Consider the following 17422-nt stretch of genomic DNA (forward strand, 5'->3'; position numbering starts at 1 on the left):
GCCACTATCTCTACGAATGTATGGATAGTGGCTATTTGTGTGTTTAAAGGAGGGGTACTTAGCGATAAGATAGACTGATACTACAAGAAAATATTAATTTATCCTAAAAGGAAAGAGGTGCGAACATGAAAAAAACGTTAACATTAACCGATATTTTAATTACAATTGTCATCGCATTTATTTTTAGTGTTATTTATAAGATTTGGGGACCATTATACAGTGTTGTAGGGGTGTTGGGCTTACACATTGATCAATTAATTTATGGTATGTGGTTTATGGCAGCGACTGTTGCTTTTCTCATTATTCGTAAGCCTGGTGTTGCTTTATTAGCGGAACTTGCAGCTGCACAAGGAGAATTTTTGTTTGGTGGCCAATGGGGGATATCCTTGTTGTTATATGGTCTTGTCCAAGGAATAGGTTGTGAACTCATATTTGCCATGTATCGATACAAGAGTTACCGATTATATGTAGTTTGCTTGGCAGCAGTAGGGGCTGCCATTGGATCGCTTATACTAGATGTATATTATGGCTATATCGATTCATTAGCTGCTTGGAATCTTATGTTATTAATAGTGAATAGAGTAATAGGCTCTATCTTGATTACAGGTTTTTTTGCTTACTATCTAGTAAAAGCATTAGATAAAACCGGAGTAACAAAGGCAATTCGCCCAATTTCTGAAGATGATTATAAAATATTGGATGATGAGGTAAAATAATATGTTAGAGGTTAAAAATCTGCGAGCTAAATATCCGAATACAGCATCTTTATTATTTAAAAATTTATCTTTATCCATAAAAGAAGGGGAAAAAGTATTACTTGTTGGTCCATCAGGTTCAGGGAAATCCACCTTACTTCAGATATTGGCTGGTTTAATACCAGATGTGATAGAAGTGCCGATTAAAGCAGATAAACTTACGATCTCCGCATCATACGGGATGGTTTTTCAAGATCCGGATACGCAATTCTGTATGCCTTATGTAGATGAAGAGATAGCCTTTGTTCTAGAAAACCGATATAAGCCTCAACAAGAGATGAAGGAGTTAATTAGATATTATTTAGAACAAGTTGGTTTACAATTAGATGATCCACACACTTCTATTCATCAATTATCCGGTGGAATGAAACAACGTCTGGCGATAGCATCTGTATTAGCGTTGGAACCTGAAGTGTTGTTTCTTGATGAACCAACAGCTATGCTCGACCAACTAGGTACAAAGCAAGTTTGGGATACATTGAAGGAAGTAGCAGAGAATAAAACGGTTGTGATAGTTGAGCATAAAATCGAACATGTATTACCATTAGTTGATCGAGTGATCATAATGGACGATATTGGTCAAATAGTCGCTGATGGTGACCCAAACGTAATCTTTAATCAATTTAAAGCAAGGCTATATCAATACGGGGTATGGTATCCACACATTTGGGATGACTATGTACGTCAGCTTCCTGCTAGCTGCAATGAAGTTATGAAGAATCAACCGATAATGACGATGAAGTCCTTTTCTGGTCTTTATCAGAAGCAAACGAAAATATATGTAGAGGAAGCGGCGATTCACCAAGGTGACTGGATTGCGATTACTGGTGAGAACGGATCTGGCAAAAGTACGTTCATGCTGGCAATCATGCAATTAATCCAAACATCAGGTGATATAAACTACTATTTATCTGATGGTACTAGAACGTGTGATTATCGAAAAATCGGGTATGTTTTTCAGAATCCAGAACTACAATTTATAACGAACAGCGTTTACGCAGAACTGGAGCATTCTTTAAAATATAGTAATATACCTCAAAAACAGTTTGCCGACAGAATAGAAACACATTTAACCAAATATAATCTTCTCCATGTAAAAGACCATCATCCATATCAATTATCAATCGGCCAAAAGAAACGATTAAGCGTAGCAACTGCCACAATTGCCGATGTAGATATTCTGTTATTGGATGAACCAACCTTTGGTCAGGATGCAAAAAATACGTTTCAGATGCTCGAATTGTTTGAAGAATGCCGACAAAATGGCATAACAATTGTCATGGTTACACACCAACCAGAAATAGTGGAGCTATATGCTACGAAGGAATGGCAAATTAAAAATGGAAAGATCATCGATTTAATGGACCTTTCTAAAACGAAAGAAAATAGCTTGAAGGATGAGGTATATGTCTATTAGTATTAACTATCAACCAACATGGTTACATCACATTAATCCTAGCTTTAAATTATTAATACTAACTACTCTTTTTATTGGTTTGTTATTTGTTCATAATCCCAACTATTTGCTATATGTAATTATTGGCGCTCTTGGTCTATATCTTTTCGGTACTGGTCATACCTGGAAAATGATTGGACTGCTAGCAGTTCCATTATTGATTATTTTTGTATCGTCTTCTACAACAATGATCTTTTTTGGAGAAGGACAGAATACTTGGTTTAAATTTGGCTTAATCCATATAACAGAGGAAAGTTTTTATCGAGGGATTCACTTAGGACTCAGAAGCAGTGTCTTTGGTATTTTAAGTCTACTGTTTGCTTTAACAACAAGACCTGTTTATTTATTTTACTCTACTATGCAGCAATTAAAAGTGAAGCCTAAGTATGCATATAGCTTTATGGCAGCTATTCGGATGTTGCCAATAATCATCGAGGAATTTCAAACATTAAGACAGGCATTAAAAGTAAGAGGTGTTCAATATTCCAAAGGAATCAAAGGGATGTATGAAAAGATAAAATTATATGCTATTCCATTGTTAGCCCAAAGTATCCGAAGAGCACATCGAATAGCCATCGCAATGGAAGCCAAGCAATTCTCGAGAAATAGTAAAAGAACTTTTTATTATCATCTTGGCTATTCATATAAAGATTTATTATTCCTTTTCCTGTTAGTTATCTGGTTACTTATTGCGTATGTTTGTAGTGAACAATTTGCATTATTCCCAGTCGAATATGTTAGATGAGTTAAAGGCGAGGGGGATCAATCTGTTATTAACATAAAATTAGGTTCATGCCTTTACTCCTTTTATGGAGATGAAGAAAAATAATGGTTTTCTTTTAAAATATTAAAAGTATAATATAAGTATACTCTTAGTAACTGACGAGATCGAATTAGTCAATCACCCAAAGGATATACTCTTGTTTCCTGTTATTATAGAATCGTAATCTAGTAGGAGAAGTAGACATGAATTGTTACCTAACACATCAAGAAATTATCGAGAAATGTAATGAACTCAATGAGAAATATCAAATTAACGAAGATGCTTTTTATCAAATCGTTGATCAATTAATAGATAGTCATTTGTCCGCAGATCAAAAATTAGTTAAAAGTTATCAGCTTCTGCTCGAAACCGTCTCTACAGAAATAGAACAAATGGAAACAGCCGTGCAATTGACACCGACTTGTCGGATGGGATGTTCGTTTTGCTGTTATTTTCCAATCGTTATTAATAAGATGGAAGCAAAACTTATCAAACGTTCTATTAGCCAAATGCCTAAAGCTCGACGGGAACAGTTGGAGAAGCACTTTGCCAACTATTATCGTCAGCATCAAGACAAAGTGGAACAGTTTACAGAGTTGGATGTCACAGATCCAGATAAAAAATACCAGTATAAAAAAACACTCTTACCTTGTGTAATGTTAGATACCAATACCAATCAATGCTTAGCATATGAGGTTAGACCTTTACCGTGCAGAACCTATGTTAATTATACCGATCCAGCTGTTTGTGCTGATCATATCATGCCTGCAGAGACAACCAGTTTTGAATTTCTATACCAGGAGTATATGGGAGCTATGAATGAACTATTAATATATTTATATGAAGAAGAGGATACAGGGATCGTTGAATACCCGGACGATTTATACCAGGAAGATTTGTTAATAAATTGGTTGAAAGATTCCATCAGTTAGAAAACTCGCTTTTTTTCCGCGCATAAGTAACGTAAAATTTACCATACTAAGGGAAAAGGAGTGAGACAAAATGCGAAAGTTTTTGATTGCATGTATATTAACCATCTCAACCAGCGGTCTATTCCTGGCTTCTGTTCATGCAGAAACAGGGGAAGTGGAACTTACGGATGAGCAGATAGAAGAGATCAGAATATTGAAACAGGAAGCAATAGAAAAAGAGAAGCAAATTATCGAAAAATATGTAGAGTATGGTGTATTAGAAGAAGAAAAAGGTCAAAAGATACTACAACATATGGAGAAAAAATACGAAAAACTAGTAGAAAATAATTTTATTCCAAAATGGGATCATAAGCATCACATGAAGCATGAGAAAAAAGAAGAGTAACTAAAATAATGCTTACCTTTATTGGTAAGCATTATTTCGTTAAATAGGTTTCCGTATAAAAAGGTTGGCCGTTCTCCTGAAAAGCAACTCCAACAGTCATTAATCGGAAATCCGAGTTTAAAATATTTTCCCGATGGCCTTTAGAATTCATCAATCCCTGGTGAGCATAAATACTACTTGATTGACCAGTTGCTAAATTTTCTCCTGCCATACGGAAGGAAATGTCATCTTCTTTTAAGCGATCAAATGGGGATTGGCCATCTAAATTAGTATGTCCAAAATAATTATTTACCGCCATGTCTTCACTATGATTTTGTGCAGTAACCCTTGCTGCTTCATGCCATTCCAAAACTGGTTCTCCAAATTTAACTCTTGCTGCATTCGTTAGGTCAAAGAGTTGATATTCCAACCCTTCAGCCAATTCATTAGTTGGCGATGCGAAGTAATCATCCTTTTGATTTTCAAGACTTTCTGTAATGATTTGAATAGCTGCTATTGTATTATCTTGGTGAATATCATAGAAAAAGGTAACATAGTTATCATCGATTACGTATGTGTCCTGTTCATCATTATCGTCAATACGGTAATTAACTAAGCCTTTCCTTATCGAATGTAGTGGTTCACCAAATACATCTCTTACATCTCTTTTACCATTTTCCAGTGTGATATCAACACTTGAACTGATAAGGTCCTGATTCGTATATAATCCAGCAACTTCATTATTTTCGTTATAAGCAATCATCATGAAATTCTGATATTGAGTATGGTACGTATGCCACTCAACCCCATACTCATTTTGTGAGCTTCGCTTTGCATCACCAAGGATTTTTTCAACCTCTGATTTCGAGTCATTTATCTCGATATTATGAATGGAAAAAGTTTGCTCGGTCGGTTTCATTAGTTCTGGTGACTCTATATTAGAAGAAGGTGGAACTTCCGTTTGATCGTCTGTAACCATTTCGAATAAATGCTGCAAATCATAGAGTAAGTTCTGTACTGTACTTTTTATTTGGTTATCTTCTTTGAAATGATTGAAATCACTTTTCATCTCATACCAGACGTTAGAAAATCCACCTTGTTGATAATCATCTTCATAAAAAAACCATATTAATCCTCCCACTAACAGGAAGAAAATAATTGTTCTAAACTTGGGCAAATTCTCACTCCTGACTTCTTTGATATCCTATTCTCCATTATATCATGAACACTAGTAAATATAAGTGTAAAAAAATTTGGTATTTTTGTAGTCATTTACTTTTTATAGACGTCAATTAAAATAGAAAGAGAAATGGGGAGGGGGGAGCATCATTCAAGATGAACTACTAATTAAAAAAATAAAAGCGGGCAATTACCACGCAGTCCGCTTATTGATTGAACGCTATAAACATCATGTATTTAAAGTAATCTACAGTGTCGTACATGATGAAAAAATCGCAGAAGATTTAGCACAAGAAACCTTTATTAAAATTATCGATGCTCTTTCTTCTTATCAACATAAAGGATTTAAAACGTGGATTAGTCGTATTGCGTTAAATAAAGCGATCGATTATAAGCGAAAGAAAACAAGACGGCAGGAAGAGTTAGAAACGTTTGAAAAATTTGAACCAGTCAGTACAGAAATACTCCCAGAGGAAAAAATCATTAGTAAAGATACAATAAATAAGGTTCGGGAGCAAATTAATTTATTGCCACCAAAGTTTCGTCAAGTAGTGAAAGCCTACTACTTTGAGGAACTATCTTATAAACAGATTGCTGAAATGACGGGGATTGAAGAAACCACAGTCAAAATGAGGTTATATCGAGCACGAAAGTGGATGAAAGAAAATTGGAAGGAGGAGGATTTTTAATGAGGCATTTTACTAAAGATGCGTTACGTAGCTATATGAATGCTAAATCTGATCAAGAGAAAAGTATTGAGAAACATTTATTAGAATGTGATAAATGTATGGATTTATATCTATCCTTACTAGAAGAAGTCGAGATGAACAGAGAGCTACCTGATGATTTTACAGAAGTTACACTTCACCAAATAGAGAAGATATTACCTTCTCCTCCTAAAAAGAAGCAAAACACAGCTTTCATTCACTATCTAGTGGCAGCGGGATTGACTATTTTATTGACATTAACGGGTGTATTCCAAGGGGCATTAAATGTGACAGAGATGCAGCAGAAACAAAACAATCGTTCCGTAACTGATCAATTAATGACAAAAACAAATGATGTGTTAGAAGAAATAAAGGGGGTTCGTCATAATGAATAAATTAGCAATTGTAGCTTTTTTTCTGGGGATCATTCCTGGAGCAGGTCATATTTATTGGGGACATAAAATTCGAGGTGTTTTTTATACAATTACTTTTGGAGTAACGCTTGCATTATCTTTCATAATAGCGATATTTGGTTTTAATTTCTATGATACTCTTTTTTTATTACTAGTATTAGTGGTAGCAATATGGGTCATCAATATGCTGGATATCACGATAACGTTATTATTATCAAAGACTGCGCCAGGTAGTAATGATGAATCTACATCTACTTCCTCATCTAATGAGCGTGTTACAACAATGATATTGTCCGTAATCCCTGGAATTGGTCATTTTTATTTAGGTTTATCCTATAGAGGATTAACTCTTCTCTCTGCCTTTTTTGGGATCATTATGATGGTGTTTTTTGTTAGTTTTCTGACAAGTGCTGTGTTTTTAATTTTTCTATTAGCACTACCCATCATTTGGATTTATAGTATGTTTGATATTATTCAACAATTAAATCTAAAGCAAGCAGGCAAAGAGTTAGTAGATAAAACCATAATGGATGACTTTAATCAACTCCAAAATGATAGAAAAAGTAAAATGATGGCCACTATTTTAGCTATCTTTCCAGGAGCAGGTCATTTATATTTAGGATTGCAAAAAAGAGGTATTCAATTAATGGCTTCCTTTTTATTCTCTATCTATATTTTAGATATATTAAATTTATCGTTATTCTTATTTTTGATTCCGTTGATTTGGTTCTTCAGTTTCTTTGATGCGTTACAGTTGGCAAATCGCTATGAATATGAAGTATTAGATGATGTACCAATTATAAAGTATCTAGCTAATTATCAAAAGTGGATAGGCGTGGTCTTCATTTTACTTGGTTGCTTTTATTTATTCGATTCGGTACTGATGCCAGCATTAGCCGATCAATTGGAGGTTTACTTCAATATTGATATTTGGCAGGTTTACCACCAATATTTCCAGTTGATTATTATTTGCTTATTACTGATCGGTAGCGGTATCAAACTAGTAAGCAGTAATAAAAAAACGAAGAAACCACCAGAAAATTAAAAGCAATTAATATGTAGAAGGTAAAAGTTATTAATAAGATAGCTTTTACCTTTTTTAGTATTTTTGAATCTTTTCATTTTTGGCTATTTGACTAAAAGCAATTAATAATCCTTTACTTGTTACATTATTTTCAATATTATCGTAAAGGTGAGCAACCTCAAGAGCATGAAGAGATCGAACCTCCCCAAAGAAACCATGTAAATAGCTTTGTTGTTGGACAAAGTCAACTTGTTTTGGTGTAGAAAGAATAGTTGATTTACTAAGAGACCTTAAAACACCCCAAATTTAGTTATTTGAGGTGTCACCATATTATTATATTGTTTACCATCTATAAACACTTTCACACGTATTTGCCTGTGGTTCGTAGTAGCAATGTTGTTTAAACTGTCCTGAGAATGGTTGATCGTACCATGTTGGTGGACAAGGCCCATACGGATTAAAATACCAAAGTGCGTACTTGGAAGGATGTTCTCTCCAAAAGTCTAACACTTGTCTGGCTAATCTTTTTTCTACACCCCTAGCTCTGTTATAAAAGACATTTCCTTTTTGTACAGCTTCAAATGAGTAATTTCCTCCTTGCACATGAAAAATGACATCCGATATAGTTCTTAAATCCGCAAAATCTGAACAGTCAACCTTTGCCCTATTTACAATGACATTACCAACCATAAGCATTCCTTGCTTTCCTTCACCTTCTGCCTCAGCACGCATCATTCTAGCCACTAAATTAACGTCATTTTCCGTATATTTCACTCTTGCCATTTTATATCACCTCTAAAAGAATTGTATGAAAAAAATATACAAAAATGTTGATTATTTATTTATAAGTTGAAATTTATTTAGTAAGAAAGGAAACGGCTTAAAAAGAGGACAAGAAAAAATTATAGGAGAGTGAATAATAAGTGAAACAATAAGAAACTCTGTTAAAATGATGGTAAAGGAAACATTTGAAGAACCCCCAGTTTCCGTAAAACACAACTTCTGACCCGAATTCTGGAATTTTCGGTGTGTTAGAGGAAATGTCTTCTGACCATGCAATAATGTCAATTTATGGAATCATTGGCTGCACTATTTTTCCTAACGGGAGCCCTTTTGAACCTCTCTTAGATGTTACATAATGAAATGAGAGTAAATAAGCAGTATAGAAAGGATGATTAAAATAGCAAAGGATATAATAATTCCAATAAACGTCAGGCAAAAAGCCATGAATATCGGTAGTAAGGGGGAGCAATGGCTCAACAATTTAGGCCAACTTCTACAGTTATTTGAACAAAGATGGAACTTACAAATTGGTAAAAGTTTGCATGGCGGATCAGAGGCTTTTGTTGCTGAAGTTAGCACGGAGGATGGGGAAGAAGCGATACTTAAATTGATGATTCCCCCAGCTGAAGGAAACACCGTGTTTGAACAGGAATTAACAGCTTTAACTATTGTAGACGGAGATGGTTATGTTCGGTTGTTAAATTACAGCATGAATCATCGGGCTTTGTTATTAGAGAAATTAGGAACGCCGTTATCAAATACAGATTATCCGATAAAACGTCAAATGGAAGTCATCTGTAGTACCTTGAAAAAAACTTGGAAAAAACCCTTACCACAAGACCATAAACTACAATCGAGTAATGACATCATCAACTGGTTTTCACGTTTTATCCCTAAATTATGGGAAGAGCTTGGAACTCCTTGTGCTAAGCAATTAATTGATAATGCACTTGTTTTCCTAGAATCACGCTCATCAAATAGTGCCCTTGAAACCTCTGTTTTAATCCATGGTGATGCCCACAGCGGAAACATCTTACAAGACGTCGGAAAGCCTCAGCCTTGTTTTAAATTGATCGATCCTGATGGCTTGGTGGCAGAACCAGCATATGATCTCGGAGTTATTATGCGTGAATGGCCCGATCAACTAACAGGTAATCCACTAGAGAGTGGTCATCATCGATGCAACTTTCTGAGTGAAGTTACTGGAGTAGATTCTCAAGCGATATGGGAATGGGGATATATTCAATGTGTATCTACTGGATTATTGTTAATCAACATAGGTTTGAAAGAGGTAGGATTACAAATGCTTCGAATAGCGGAGAGCTGGAGTCGTGGATGATTATTTGATATTCCCATAATGTAGAGAGTTGAGGCTTTGATTGTTTAAAATAAATTCCGGTAATTTATCAATAAGTTTGATAAAATAGTCGTGGAGGGTGCATTCTTCCATTTCAACAGCCGGCAACAAGTATAAAACAGAGAGTGGGTTTTTATATGAAATTTAACGATTTTACAGCAGTTCAGGTTAGAATAGCTAGACCTACAGACAAATTCGAAGAGGTTATTGATTTTTATGTAAATGGTTTAGGGCTTAAACAGATACAGCAATTCAAAGGAAATAGAGGTTATGAAGGTGTTATTATTGGTTTACCAGATGTTCATTACCACCTAGAATTCACACGTCATATAGACGGAAGCCCATGTCCTGCACCTACAAAAGATAACCTGTTAGTTTTCTATATAACTAATAAAAATGAAATCAAGAATGTATCTGATCGATTACAGAAGATGGGATATGGAGAGGTAGAGCCTGAAAATGAATACTGGAAAGAACAAGGAATTACAATAGAAGATCCAGATGGTTGGCGAGTAGTGTTGATGAATAGATCGTATGAATAAAGATAGAGCTACTTTAATCTTTTACTAAAATCATTGGTGCGAAGCAATAGAGCAGTATAATTGAAGAAGCAAACTAGACTTTTTTAACGCAATAATTAAGGGAGGAAGTATTATGAGCAAACATAAAATCTATACAATGAGTGTCGCAAAAGTCTATCCCCATTATGTTACGAAGGCGGAGAAAAAAGGACGTACAAAAACAGAAGTTGACGAAATTATCCGTTGGTTAACAGGATATAGCCAAAATGAGTTAGAAGAGCAACTGGAAAAGCAAACTGACTTTGAGACCTTCTTCGCAGAAGCTCCCAAATTGAATCCGTCAAGGTCTTTGATCAAAGGAGTAGTCTGTGGTGTCCGAGTAGAAAATATTGAAGAACCAACTATGCGGGAAATTCGTTATTTAGATAAGCTAATTGATGAGTTAGCAAAAGGAAAATCGATGGAGAAGATTTTAAGGAAATAATAATTTAACTGATAATTGACTTAAACTACAAGCAATAAATTTGTCCAGCACTTTATTTGGGCACAACCGATTATACAGCTGCCCATGTGGTTAATTGGAGCGATATTTTTATCTTTAATAGGCTACGAATCGATTAAAAATCTAGATAATGATATTACATTGGCTGAGAAAAAAGCAGCAAAATCAATGCTTTCTTCGGTTTCTTGTAGCAATCTCACTTAGGATATATTGTGTTTTGGTTAAGTGTATTTGGAAGAGCGTTAAGCAGTACATACCCCCACAGATCCGGGTGATTTTATCATGAGGGCAGCAGGTATTTTAGTAGGGATTCTATTACCATGATATATGAAATAAGTTTTTACATTAAAAAAATAGCATACTAGAAAAGCTAAAAAAATTTTGAAAGTTTTTCTTGGGTTGAGGTTTAAAGGGAATAATGAGCTTATCAAAAGAAGGTCATGAAAATAGGAGAATCATATGATGAAATTGGAAGTCTTATATGAAAAATATCAACCCTTTCTCTTTTCAGTTGCATACCGAATGCTTGGATCAGTAAGCGACGCAGAAGATATTGTTCATGATTTATTTTTACAACTTAATCCCGAATCGATTGTGGTGAAGGATATAAAAGCATATCTTGCTAAAGCGGTAACAAATCGTTGTCTTAACCGTTTAAATGCTGCTCAAAAAAGAAGAGAAATGTATACAGGACCTTGGTTGCCTGAACCTCAGGTACACCAAAATAACCAAGGGCTAGTAGATAAAGTGGTAACAGATGAAAATGTCTCTTATGCCTTTCTCGTTTTACTTGAACAACTTTCACCACTTGAAAGAGCGGTATTTGTTCTTCGGGAAGCATTTGATTATGACTACAGAGGTATTGCTGAAATACTGGGAAAGACCGATGTCAATTGCAGAAAAGTATGTAGTCGTGCCAAGCAGAAATTAAAAAAGGATATTCCTGTATATCAGAAAAATACGGAAGAAGTTAACCTTTTGGCAAAAACATTTATCAAAGCGGCAACAACTGGAGATTTTGAGGAATTTATGGATGCTTTAACAGATGATGTTGTACTTGTTACTGATGGTGGTGGAAAGGTACTTTCAGCCTTAAAACCGATTGTAAGCAAGCAGCGTGTATTTGCATTTCTTGAGGGTATAACTGGTAAAAACGCCTTTGCAGGAGAACTTCTACTGACGGTGGTCAATGATCAATCAGGAATTATGCAGATAAAAGATGGTCGTTTAATTAGGGTTATCTCCTTTGAGTTTGAGGCACAGCAAAGAAAAATCACAAACATCTTTATTATTTCAAATCCAGATAAATTAAAACATATTTCTGTTCCAAAATAAAATAATCTCTGTATCATGTCACAAGTACACCTTCTATTTTGTCTTATTAGTGAAGTACAAAAATTCAAAATGGAGGTTTTTCGTCATGAAACAACGTGTCAACTACATGCAAACAAATCAAGAAGTACTCAAGTTGATGGTTCAATTAGAAGAGTACAAGAAGAAAACAGGGTTTGAAAACAATTTGATCGAATTGATTAAAATACGAGCATCTCAAATCAACGGATGTGCGTATTGCCTGGATATGCACACCAAGGATACCCGGGCCAATGGAGAAACAGAACAGAGAATCTATGCTTTGAATGCCTGGAGAGAGGCGCCTTTTTATTCTGAACAGGAGCGGGTAGCTCTTGAATTAACAGAAGCGGTAACGAACATTTCAGTAAATGGTGTCTCGGATACCCTATATGAAAAAGTTCGCCAGCATTTTAGCGAAAAACAATATATCGATCTTGTGACTATCATACTTACAATCAATAGCTGGAACCGATTAGCTATTGCTGCCAACCTGATTCCTGGAAGCTAGAAACCAGTTACAAAAAATAAGTGAGAAGGGGTTATATAAATCTTTCTCACTTATTTACATCTTATAGTTATACGGTGAAAAGAATACTGTCAAACACCAATAAAAAACAAAAAAATGTACTAATTATAATTATATTAACTGATACCATATCTTTATAGACACCGAAAAGATAGAAGAGGCTATCATTCATTAGTTCCTAATAAAGATTACTACAGGACACACGTTAGAAAGTTACTTTCACGCTTAAAAATTTACTAGTTAACATAATATATATTATAGGAAGTAATGAATGGAGAGGGTCTCAATATCTCAAATAGCAAGTATACTTAAGATATTGAGACAGAATTTAATTATTTAGATCAATTTTCTTTAAATGTTTAGTTGCAGGACCTTCAATAATTGTACCGTCATACGAAAATCTTGAACCATGACATGGACAATCCCAGCTTTTTTCCGTTTGATTCCAATTACATTCGCAACCTAAATGTGTACAAGTAGTATCGACTGCATGGATTCTGCTTTGTTTATCTTTATAGATACCCACAATTTGGCCATCATGTTTCCTTTTTATTGCTGTTTCTGGTTTTAAGTCCTTATGTTCATTGTTAACAGTGAGTTTTCCTTTTACAAATTCCTTTGTTACATTCGAGTTATAGCTTATAAATTTCTTTATATCTGGATCTGCATGGAATCGCTGTGGTTGGTATAACTCTTTGTACGGATTATCACGATTCATGATAAGATCGCTCAACAAATGTGCTGCGACAACACTATTAGTCATGCCCCATTTACGAAAGCCAGTTGCAACGTATACATTTGGATGCCGTTTATTTAATGAACCAATATAAGGAATTTTATCTAATGTAATGAAATCTTGTGTTGACCATTTGTATTGCCAATTTTTTACGTCGAGATACTGAGCACCAAAGCTTTGCAGGTCATGGTAAGGATTCGTGTTTTCTTTATTATATTGCCCGGTTTTATGTGATTCTCCACCTAATAACCATATCGTTTCATTTTCATGTTTTACATAACGAATAGATCGCTTCGGTTGATCAATATCTAAGTACATCCCACCTGGATAATTGTGATTGGAGGTCAAACCAAGAACATATGATCTGGAAGGATACATACGGGTGCTATAAAATGCTTGTCCTTCATAGAATGGAAACTGAGTAGCAACAATTACATGATCAGACAATACATTATAATTACGAGCTGTTCTTACTACTACTTTATTTTGGTAATCAATATCTACTGCTGTAGTATCTTCAAATATGGTTCCACCATTTTCTTCTATTTTTTCAACCAATATTTTTAAAAAGTCTGTAGGATGAAATTGTGCTTGCTCATACATTATTAATGCAGACTTGTGCGGTATCGAGAATGGTATGGCGTCATTTAATTCTCCACTGATTTTTAATTTTTGATAGGCGTTTGCTTCATCTTCTAATTTCTGTTTGTTTTGCTCATCATTTGTATATAAAATAGCATCTTGCTGGTCAAATTGACAGGAGATTTTATATTGTTCGGTAATCTGTCTGATAAATTGTATCGCTTCAGCTTGACTTTGGTAATATTTTTGTGTGTTTTCCAAGCCAACGTGTTGCAATAATTCATTATATAATACACCATGTTGTGCGGTTACTTTTGCTGTGGTATGCCCTGTTGTTCCATGAAGGAGTCTGCCTCTTTCTAATAATACTACACGCATACCCTGTTCTGACAAAAGATATGCAGATAGTATTCCGGTAATTCCGCCTCCGACAATTGTTACATCTGTTTCGATGCTTTCTGTTAGTGCATCAAAAGATTTCAGATTTGATTCTAACCAAATTGTTTGTGCCATGTCAAAATCCCTTCCTTTTATAAACTATTTCTAGCTTTTCCAAAAAAGCAAGGAATTATCACGATATCTACATATTATAAAATCGGTCTTCTCACCTGTTATCGTTGCGTTTGTTTTCGATATAAACCCAACCATAATAAATAATCCATAAAATAAGTATGGTACTCATTACAAAGTAATTTTGGCTTCGTGGAAGAAAATAGATTAAGATAAAACCTAACACGACAAAAGGTATTAATAATTTCATAGAACCCACTCCAGTTGTTTAATACAATACATCCTGATAAGCAGGAAAATCGGCAACAGACTTAGCTATCTTTACTGCGTTTATAATTGCTTCTGTTACTACTTTTGTAGCGAGCATACCAACTATAGTAGGATCTACTTCTACTTTACCGGTAGCCATTACGAATAAAGTGTCCCCATCCATAAATGTATGCGCAGGGTCGATCGTTTTTGCCATTCCATCTTGTGCAATCGAAGCAATTTTATTAACTTGAGCTTTGGTCAATTTCGCATTAGTCATGATAGAACCTATCGTAGTATTACCATAATAACCGTTATCTTGAAATGTTTGTCCTGCTTGTGATAATAATATGTCTGAAGTATGTAATAGTTGATGATTTTTTCTGTCGAATAATCCTGCTATCTGCTTACCTGAAGATGGATCGATGATATCACCTACTGCATTCACAGCAACAGTTGCTGCTATTTGCAGAGTGCCAATTTGATAACCAGAATAACCGATCCCTGATTTCATAGTGAACTCAGGACCTAAGACTTTTCCAACAGTAGCTCCTGTCCCAGCTCCAACATTACCAAATACCGTCTTATTCTTATAGGCATTTTCACAAGCTTTAAACCCCATAGTTTGATTCGGACGAATCTCACTACTTCCAATAGCTAAATCAAAAAGTATAGCACCAGGTACAATAGGTACTTTTACTATTTGCAGATTCATGCCAACTCCCCTTTGTTCCAGGAATTTCATTACCCCACTTCCGACATCCAAGCCATACGCACTGCCGCCAGCCAAAAATGTAGCATGTGTTTTATTGATGGTGTTCTCGGATGCTAATAAATCCGTTTCCCTAGTTCCGGGAGCACCCCCTCTTACATCCACTCCAGTTGTTGCACCTTCTTCACAAATAATAACGGTACAACCAGTTAAGGCAGTTTCATCTTGATGATGCCCAATTTTAAAACCTTCTAGCTGATCAATTTTAAGCGTTTTCATTTTTATTCTCCTTTCTTTAATTTTGAAATGTAATATATTCAATGATATTATCTAAGTGAAAGAGGTGAGGATACTGAGACAAGTAAATGTGATCGTTTCAGGACGCGTACAAGGTGTTGGTTTTCGAGTATTCACACAACAGTTAGCGGTAGAAAATGAGATTGTTGGATGGGTAAGAAATCTTGATGATGGTTCGGTTGAAATAGAAGCACAGGGTCATGATATGATGATGGAAAAGTTTTTAAAGCAACTTAATAAAGGGCCTTCCTTCTTTGCTAAAGTGAAAAATATGGAGGTTACCGAAAAAGAAGTTACACATTCATTCCAGAAGTTTGATATTAAGTAATAAAAACCGCTATGACACATAGCGGTTTTTATTTGAATGACTTGTCTTAGTTTTCTTCGAAGAACTTGCGGTTTAGTGCAATGTATTCATGTTCATCATCCGGTACTTCATCTTCCATATAAATTGCTTCTACTGGACAAACAGCTTCACATGCGCCGCAATCAATACAAATATCAGGGTCGATATAAAACATATCTTTTCCTTCTTCTATACAATCTACAGGGCAAACTTCTACGCATTCGCCTGCTTTTTCTTCTTTACAAGGTGAAGTAATTACAAATGCCAAGACGGTCCCCTCCTTTGACGATTAATCCTTATGTATTTCTCACCATACATATTCTTTCATTTTTTTAAAAGCCCAAATACCATTATAGCTTATTTCATAGAGTTTTCAAATGATATTAATAAAAATCCGTTTGATCTTCTTCCCAGATTCGCTCTGATATATATTCGCCACCAATACGTTGTATTAAGAAGACGTCAGGATTAGTGAGTGTTTTCCATTCATGAAACCCAAAATCCACATGGAATTTCTTAAGCATCAGAGCAAGTAAGTTTCCATGTGTTACAATAATAATATTCTCATTTATTTCATCTTCCATACACTCGGCTATTACTTCTTCTGCACGTTTATAAGCTTCATTTGAGGACTCTCCACCAGGTAACTTAAAATGGAAATTTTGAAAAGATTCTTCTAATATATCGATCCAATCATCTATCGGATGCTCGCTAAGCAACCGTTCCTTTAATCGCTCATCAATTTCAATGGGGATTCCTTGACGAGCTGCAAAAGGCTTAATACTTTCCTTTGCGCGCAAATAAGGACTTGTAATAATACGATTTATTTGAAAGCTAAGTCTTTCAAGTTTTCTAGCAAGTTCATACGCTTTTTGTATACCTTCTTTTGATAAAGGAGAATCACTATGTTGACCTAAGGCATGGCAATGTCGGATCAAAAGAATTCTTTTCATTTTTATCAGCTCCTATGGAGAATCTTTGAAGGTCTAACATGTAACTAATAGTAAAACTTTGCTTATCACCAAGTTAGGTGTAAATTCTAGTCTTGCTTAAACGATTTTCCATAACAATGTATACATTCTTACAGTCTGAAAAACCTCATTAACTATGTTTCCCCAATATAAAATATTACTAAACATAGTTAAACAATTTCAAAGTAATCCTTTTTAAAACCAGCTATTCGGTTAGTATTATCGATAATAAAATAAAATTCATCTGTTTCATTTTTCACATCATAGATGTTCCCTTCAGTTAAAACAGAATCAACTTTATATTTTTTTGCATTAGTATGGACACATTTTACCTTTTTATTTGTTTGGTTGCTTTCCCATTTTTGATGAATCATATATGCCCCT

At 34.9% G+C, this 17422-nt stretch carries 22 protein-coding genes; 14 read left to right on the forward strand and 8 right to left on the reverse strand.

Annotation, left to right across the window (positions count from 1 at the left end; genetic code table 11):
* Positions 1 to 125: 125 nt before the first annotated feature.
* The 5 genes from ACTNEP_RS12940 to ACTNEP_RS12960 all read left to right on the forward strand — a co-directional run bounded on the left by ACTNEP_RS12940 (position 126) and on the right by ACTNEP_RS12960 (position 4291).
* The gene (locus ACTNEP_RS12940; RefSeq protein ID WP_441162437.1) at positions 126 to 716 is read left to right on the forward strand and encodes an ECF transporter S component; all 591 of its coding nucleotides are present in this window, start codon (positions 126 to 128) and stop codon (positions 714 to 716) included.
* Position 717: 1 nt separating this feature from the next.
* On the forward strand, positions 718 to 2172 hold the full coding sequence (locus ACTNEP_RS12945; protein WP_441162438.1) for an ABC transporter ATP-binding protein: 1455 nt from the start codon (positions 718 to 720) through the stop codon (positions 2170 to 2172).
* Positions 2162 to 2956, forward strand: a complete 795-nt coding sequence (locus ACTNEP_RS12950; RefSeq protein ID WP_441162439.1) for an energy-coupling factor transporter transmembrane component T family protein — start codon at positions 2162 to 2164, stop codon at positions 2954 to 2956. The genes ACTNEP_RS12945 and ACTNEP_RS12950 overlap by 11 nt, the downstream gene beginning before the upstream one ends.
* A 221-nt stretch (positions 2957 to 3177) precedes the next feature.
* Entirely contained in the window at positions 3178 to 3906 is a 729-nt protein-coding gene (locus ACTNEP_RS12955) for a YkgJ family cysteine cluster protein (RefSeq protein ID WP_441162440.1), read from the forward strand.
* A gap of 70 nt (positions 3907 to 3976) precedes the next feature.
* Positions 3977 to 4291 carry a DUF2680 domain-containing protein gene (locus ACTNEP_RS12960; RefSeq protein ID WP_441162441.1) on the forward strand — a complete coding sequence of 105 codons (315 nt, stop codon included), beginning with the start codon at positions 3977 to 3979 and terminating at the stop codon, positions 4289 to 4291.
* 31 nt (positions 4292 to 4322) lie between these two features.
* Here the strand turns inward: ACTNEP_RS12960 and ACTNEP_RS12965 are convergent, their stop codons facing one another.
* Positions 4323 to 5447: a CAP-associated domain-containing protein gene (locus ACTNEP_RS12965; RefSeq protein ID WP_441162442.1), complete on the reverse strand. Its 1125-nt coding sequence runs from the start codon at positions 5445 to 5447 to the stop codon at positions 4323 to 4325.
* Between the two features lie 178 nt (positions 5448 to 5625).
* Between ACTNEP_RS12965 and ACTNEP_RS12970 the strand changes: the two genes are divergently transcribed.
* Genes ACTNEP_RS12970 through ACTNEP_RS12980 form a run of 3 tightly spaced genes read left to right on the forward strand, consistent with a single transcriptional unit; the run spans position 5626 to position 7614 of the window.
* Complete coding sequence (locus ACTNEP_RS12970; protein ID WP_441162601.1) at positions 5626 to 6138, forward strand: RNA polymerase sigma factor; 513 nt, start codon at positions 5626 to 5628, stop codon at positions 6136 to 6138.
* Entirely contained in the window at positions 6138 to 6551 is a 414-nt protein-coding gene (locus ACTNEP_RS12975; protein ID WP_441162443.1) for a hypothetical protein, read from the forward strand. Before ACTNEP_RS12970 ends, ACTNEP_RS12975 begins: the two co-directional genes overlap by 1 nt.
* Positions 6544 to 7614, forward strand: coding sequence for a hypothetical protein (locus ACTNEP_RS12980; RefSeq protein WP_441162444.1), 1071 nt, complete (start codon positions 6544 to 6546; stop codon positions 7612 to 7614). Before ACTNEP_RS12975 ends, ACTNEP_RS12980 begins: the two co-directional genes overlap by 8 nt.
* 54 nt (positions 7615 to 7668) lie before the next feature.
* Here ACTNEP_RS12980 and ACTNEP_RS12985 read toward each other — a convergent pair whose 3' ends face one another.
* Both ACTNEP_RS12985 and ACTNEP_RS12990 read right to left on the reverse strand, forming a co-directional pair.
* Complete coding sequence (locus tag ACTNEP_RS12985; protein ID WP_441162602.1) at positions 7669 to 7899, reverse strand: DUF3231 family protein; 231 nt, start codon at positions 7897 to 7899, stop codon at positions 7669 to 7671.
* 36 nt (positions 7900 to 7935) lie between these two features.
* Complete coding sequence (locus tag ACTNEP_RS12990; protein ID WP_441162445.1) at positions 7936 to 8376, reverse strand: cell wall hydrolase; 441 nt, start codon at positions 8374 to 8376, stop codon at positions 7936 to 7938.
* A 388-nt stretch (positions 8377 to 8764) separates the two neighbouring features.
* Between ACTNEP_RS12990 and ACTNEP_RS12995 the strand changes: the two genes are divergently transcribed.
* The 5 genes from ACTNEP_RS12995 (at position 8765) to ACTNEP_RS13015 (ending at position 12617) form a co-directional block, all read left to right on the forward strand.
* Entirely contained in the window at positions 8765 to 9715 is a 951-nt protein-coding gene (locus ACTNEP_RS12995) for an aminoglycoside phosphotransferase family protein (protein WP_441162446.1), read from the forward strand.
* A gap of 155 nt (positions 9716 to 9870) precedes the next feature.
* Positions 9871 to 10275, forward strand: coding sequence for a VOC family protein (locus tag ACTNEP_RS13000; RefSeq protein WP_441162447.1), 405 nt, complete (start codon positions 9871 to 9873; stop codon positions 10273 to 10275).
* Positions 10276 to 10387: 112 nt separating this feature from the next.
* Positions 10388 to 10738: a DUF2200 domain-containing protein gene (locus ACTNEP_RS13005; protein ID WP_441162448.1), complete on the forward strand. Its 351-nt coding sequence runs from the start codon at positions 10388 to 10390 to the stop codon at positions 10736 to 10738.
* 480 nt (positions 10739 to 11218) lie between these two features.
* Positions 11219 to 12091, forward strand: a complete 873-nt coding sequence (locus ACTNEP_RS13010) for an RNA polymerase sigma-70 factor (RefSeq protein WP_441162449.1) — start codon at positions 11219 to 11221, stop codon at positions 12089 to 12091.
* Positions 12092 to 12176: 85 nt separating this feature from the next.
* On the forward strand, positions 12177 to 12617 hold the full coding sequence (locus tag ACTNEP_RS13015; RefSeq protein ID WP_441162450.1) for a carboxymuconolactone decarboxylase family protein: 441 nt from the start codon (positions 12177 to 12179) through the stop codon (positions 12615 to 12617).
* Positions 12618 to 12963: 346 nt separating this feature from the next.
* Here ACTNEP_RS13015 and ACTNEP_RS13020 read toward each other — a convergent pair whose 3' ends face one another.
* Positions 12964 to 14466, reverse strand: coding sequence for an FAD-dependent oxidoreductase (locus ACTNEP_RS13020; protein WP_441162451.1), 1503 nt, complete (start codon positions 14464 to 14466; stop codon positions 12964 to 12966).
* Positions 14467 to 14731: 265 nt separating this feature from the next.
* The gene (locus ACTNEP_RS13025; RefSeq protein WP_441162452.1) at positions 14732 to 15703 is read right to left on the reverse strand and encodes a P1 family peptidase; all 972 of its coding nucleotides are present in this window, start codon (positions 15701 to 15703) and stop codon (positions 14732 to 14734) included.
* A gap of 55 nt (positions 15704 to 15758) precedes the next feature.
* On the opposite strand from ACTNEP_RS13025, the gene ACTNEP_RS13030 reads away from it, so the two are divergent.
* The gene (locus ACTNEP_RS13030) at positions 15759 to 16049 is read left to right on the forward strand and encodes an acylphosphatase (protein WP_441162453.1); all 291 of its coding nucleotides are present in this window, start codon (positions 15759 to 15761) and stop codon (positions 16047 to 16049) included.
* A gap of 46 nt (positions 16050 to 16095) precedes the next feature.
* Here ACTNEP_RS13030 and ACTNEP_RS13035 read toward each other — a convergent pair whose 3' ends face one another.
* The 3 genes from ACTNEP_RS13035 to ACTNEP_RS13045 all read right to left on the reverse strand — a co-directional run bounded on the left by ACTNEP_RS13035 (position 16096) and on the right by ACTNEP_RS13045 (position 17412).
* Positions 16096 to 16335 (reverse strand): indolepyruvate ferredoxin oxidoreductase subunit alpha, encoded by a 240-nt coding sequence (locus tag ACTNEP_RS13035; protein ID WP_441162454.1) that lies wholly within the window; start codon positions 16333 to 16335, stop codon positions 16096 to 16098.
* 115 nt (positions 16336 to 16450) lie between these two features.
* A complete protein-coding gene (locus ACTNEP_RS13040; protein WP_441162455.1) occupies positions 16451 to 17020 on the reverse strand; it encodes a histidine phosphatase family protein in 570 nt (189 codons plus the stop codon).
* A gap of 188 nt (positions 17021 to 17208) precedes the next feature.
* The gene (locus tag ACTNEP_RS13045; RefSeq protein WP_441162456.1) at positions 17209 to 17412 is read right to left on the reverse strand and encodes a DUF6501 family protein; all 204 of its coding nucleotides are present in this window, start codon (positions 17410 to 17412) and stop codon (positions 17209 to 17211) included.
* Positions 17413 to 17422: the final 10 nt, after the last annotated feature.

Origin of the sequence: Gracilibacillus sp. HCP3S3_G5_2 (assembly GCF_052063305.1) — a bacterium.
GTDB lineage: Bacteria > Bacillota > Bacilli > Bacillales > Amphibacillaceae > Gracilibacillus.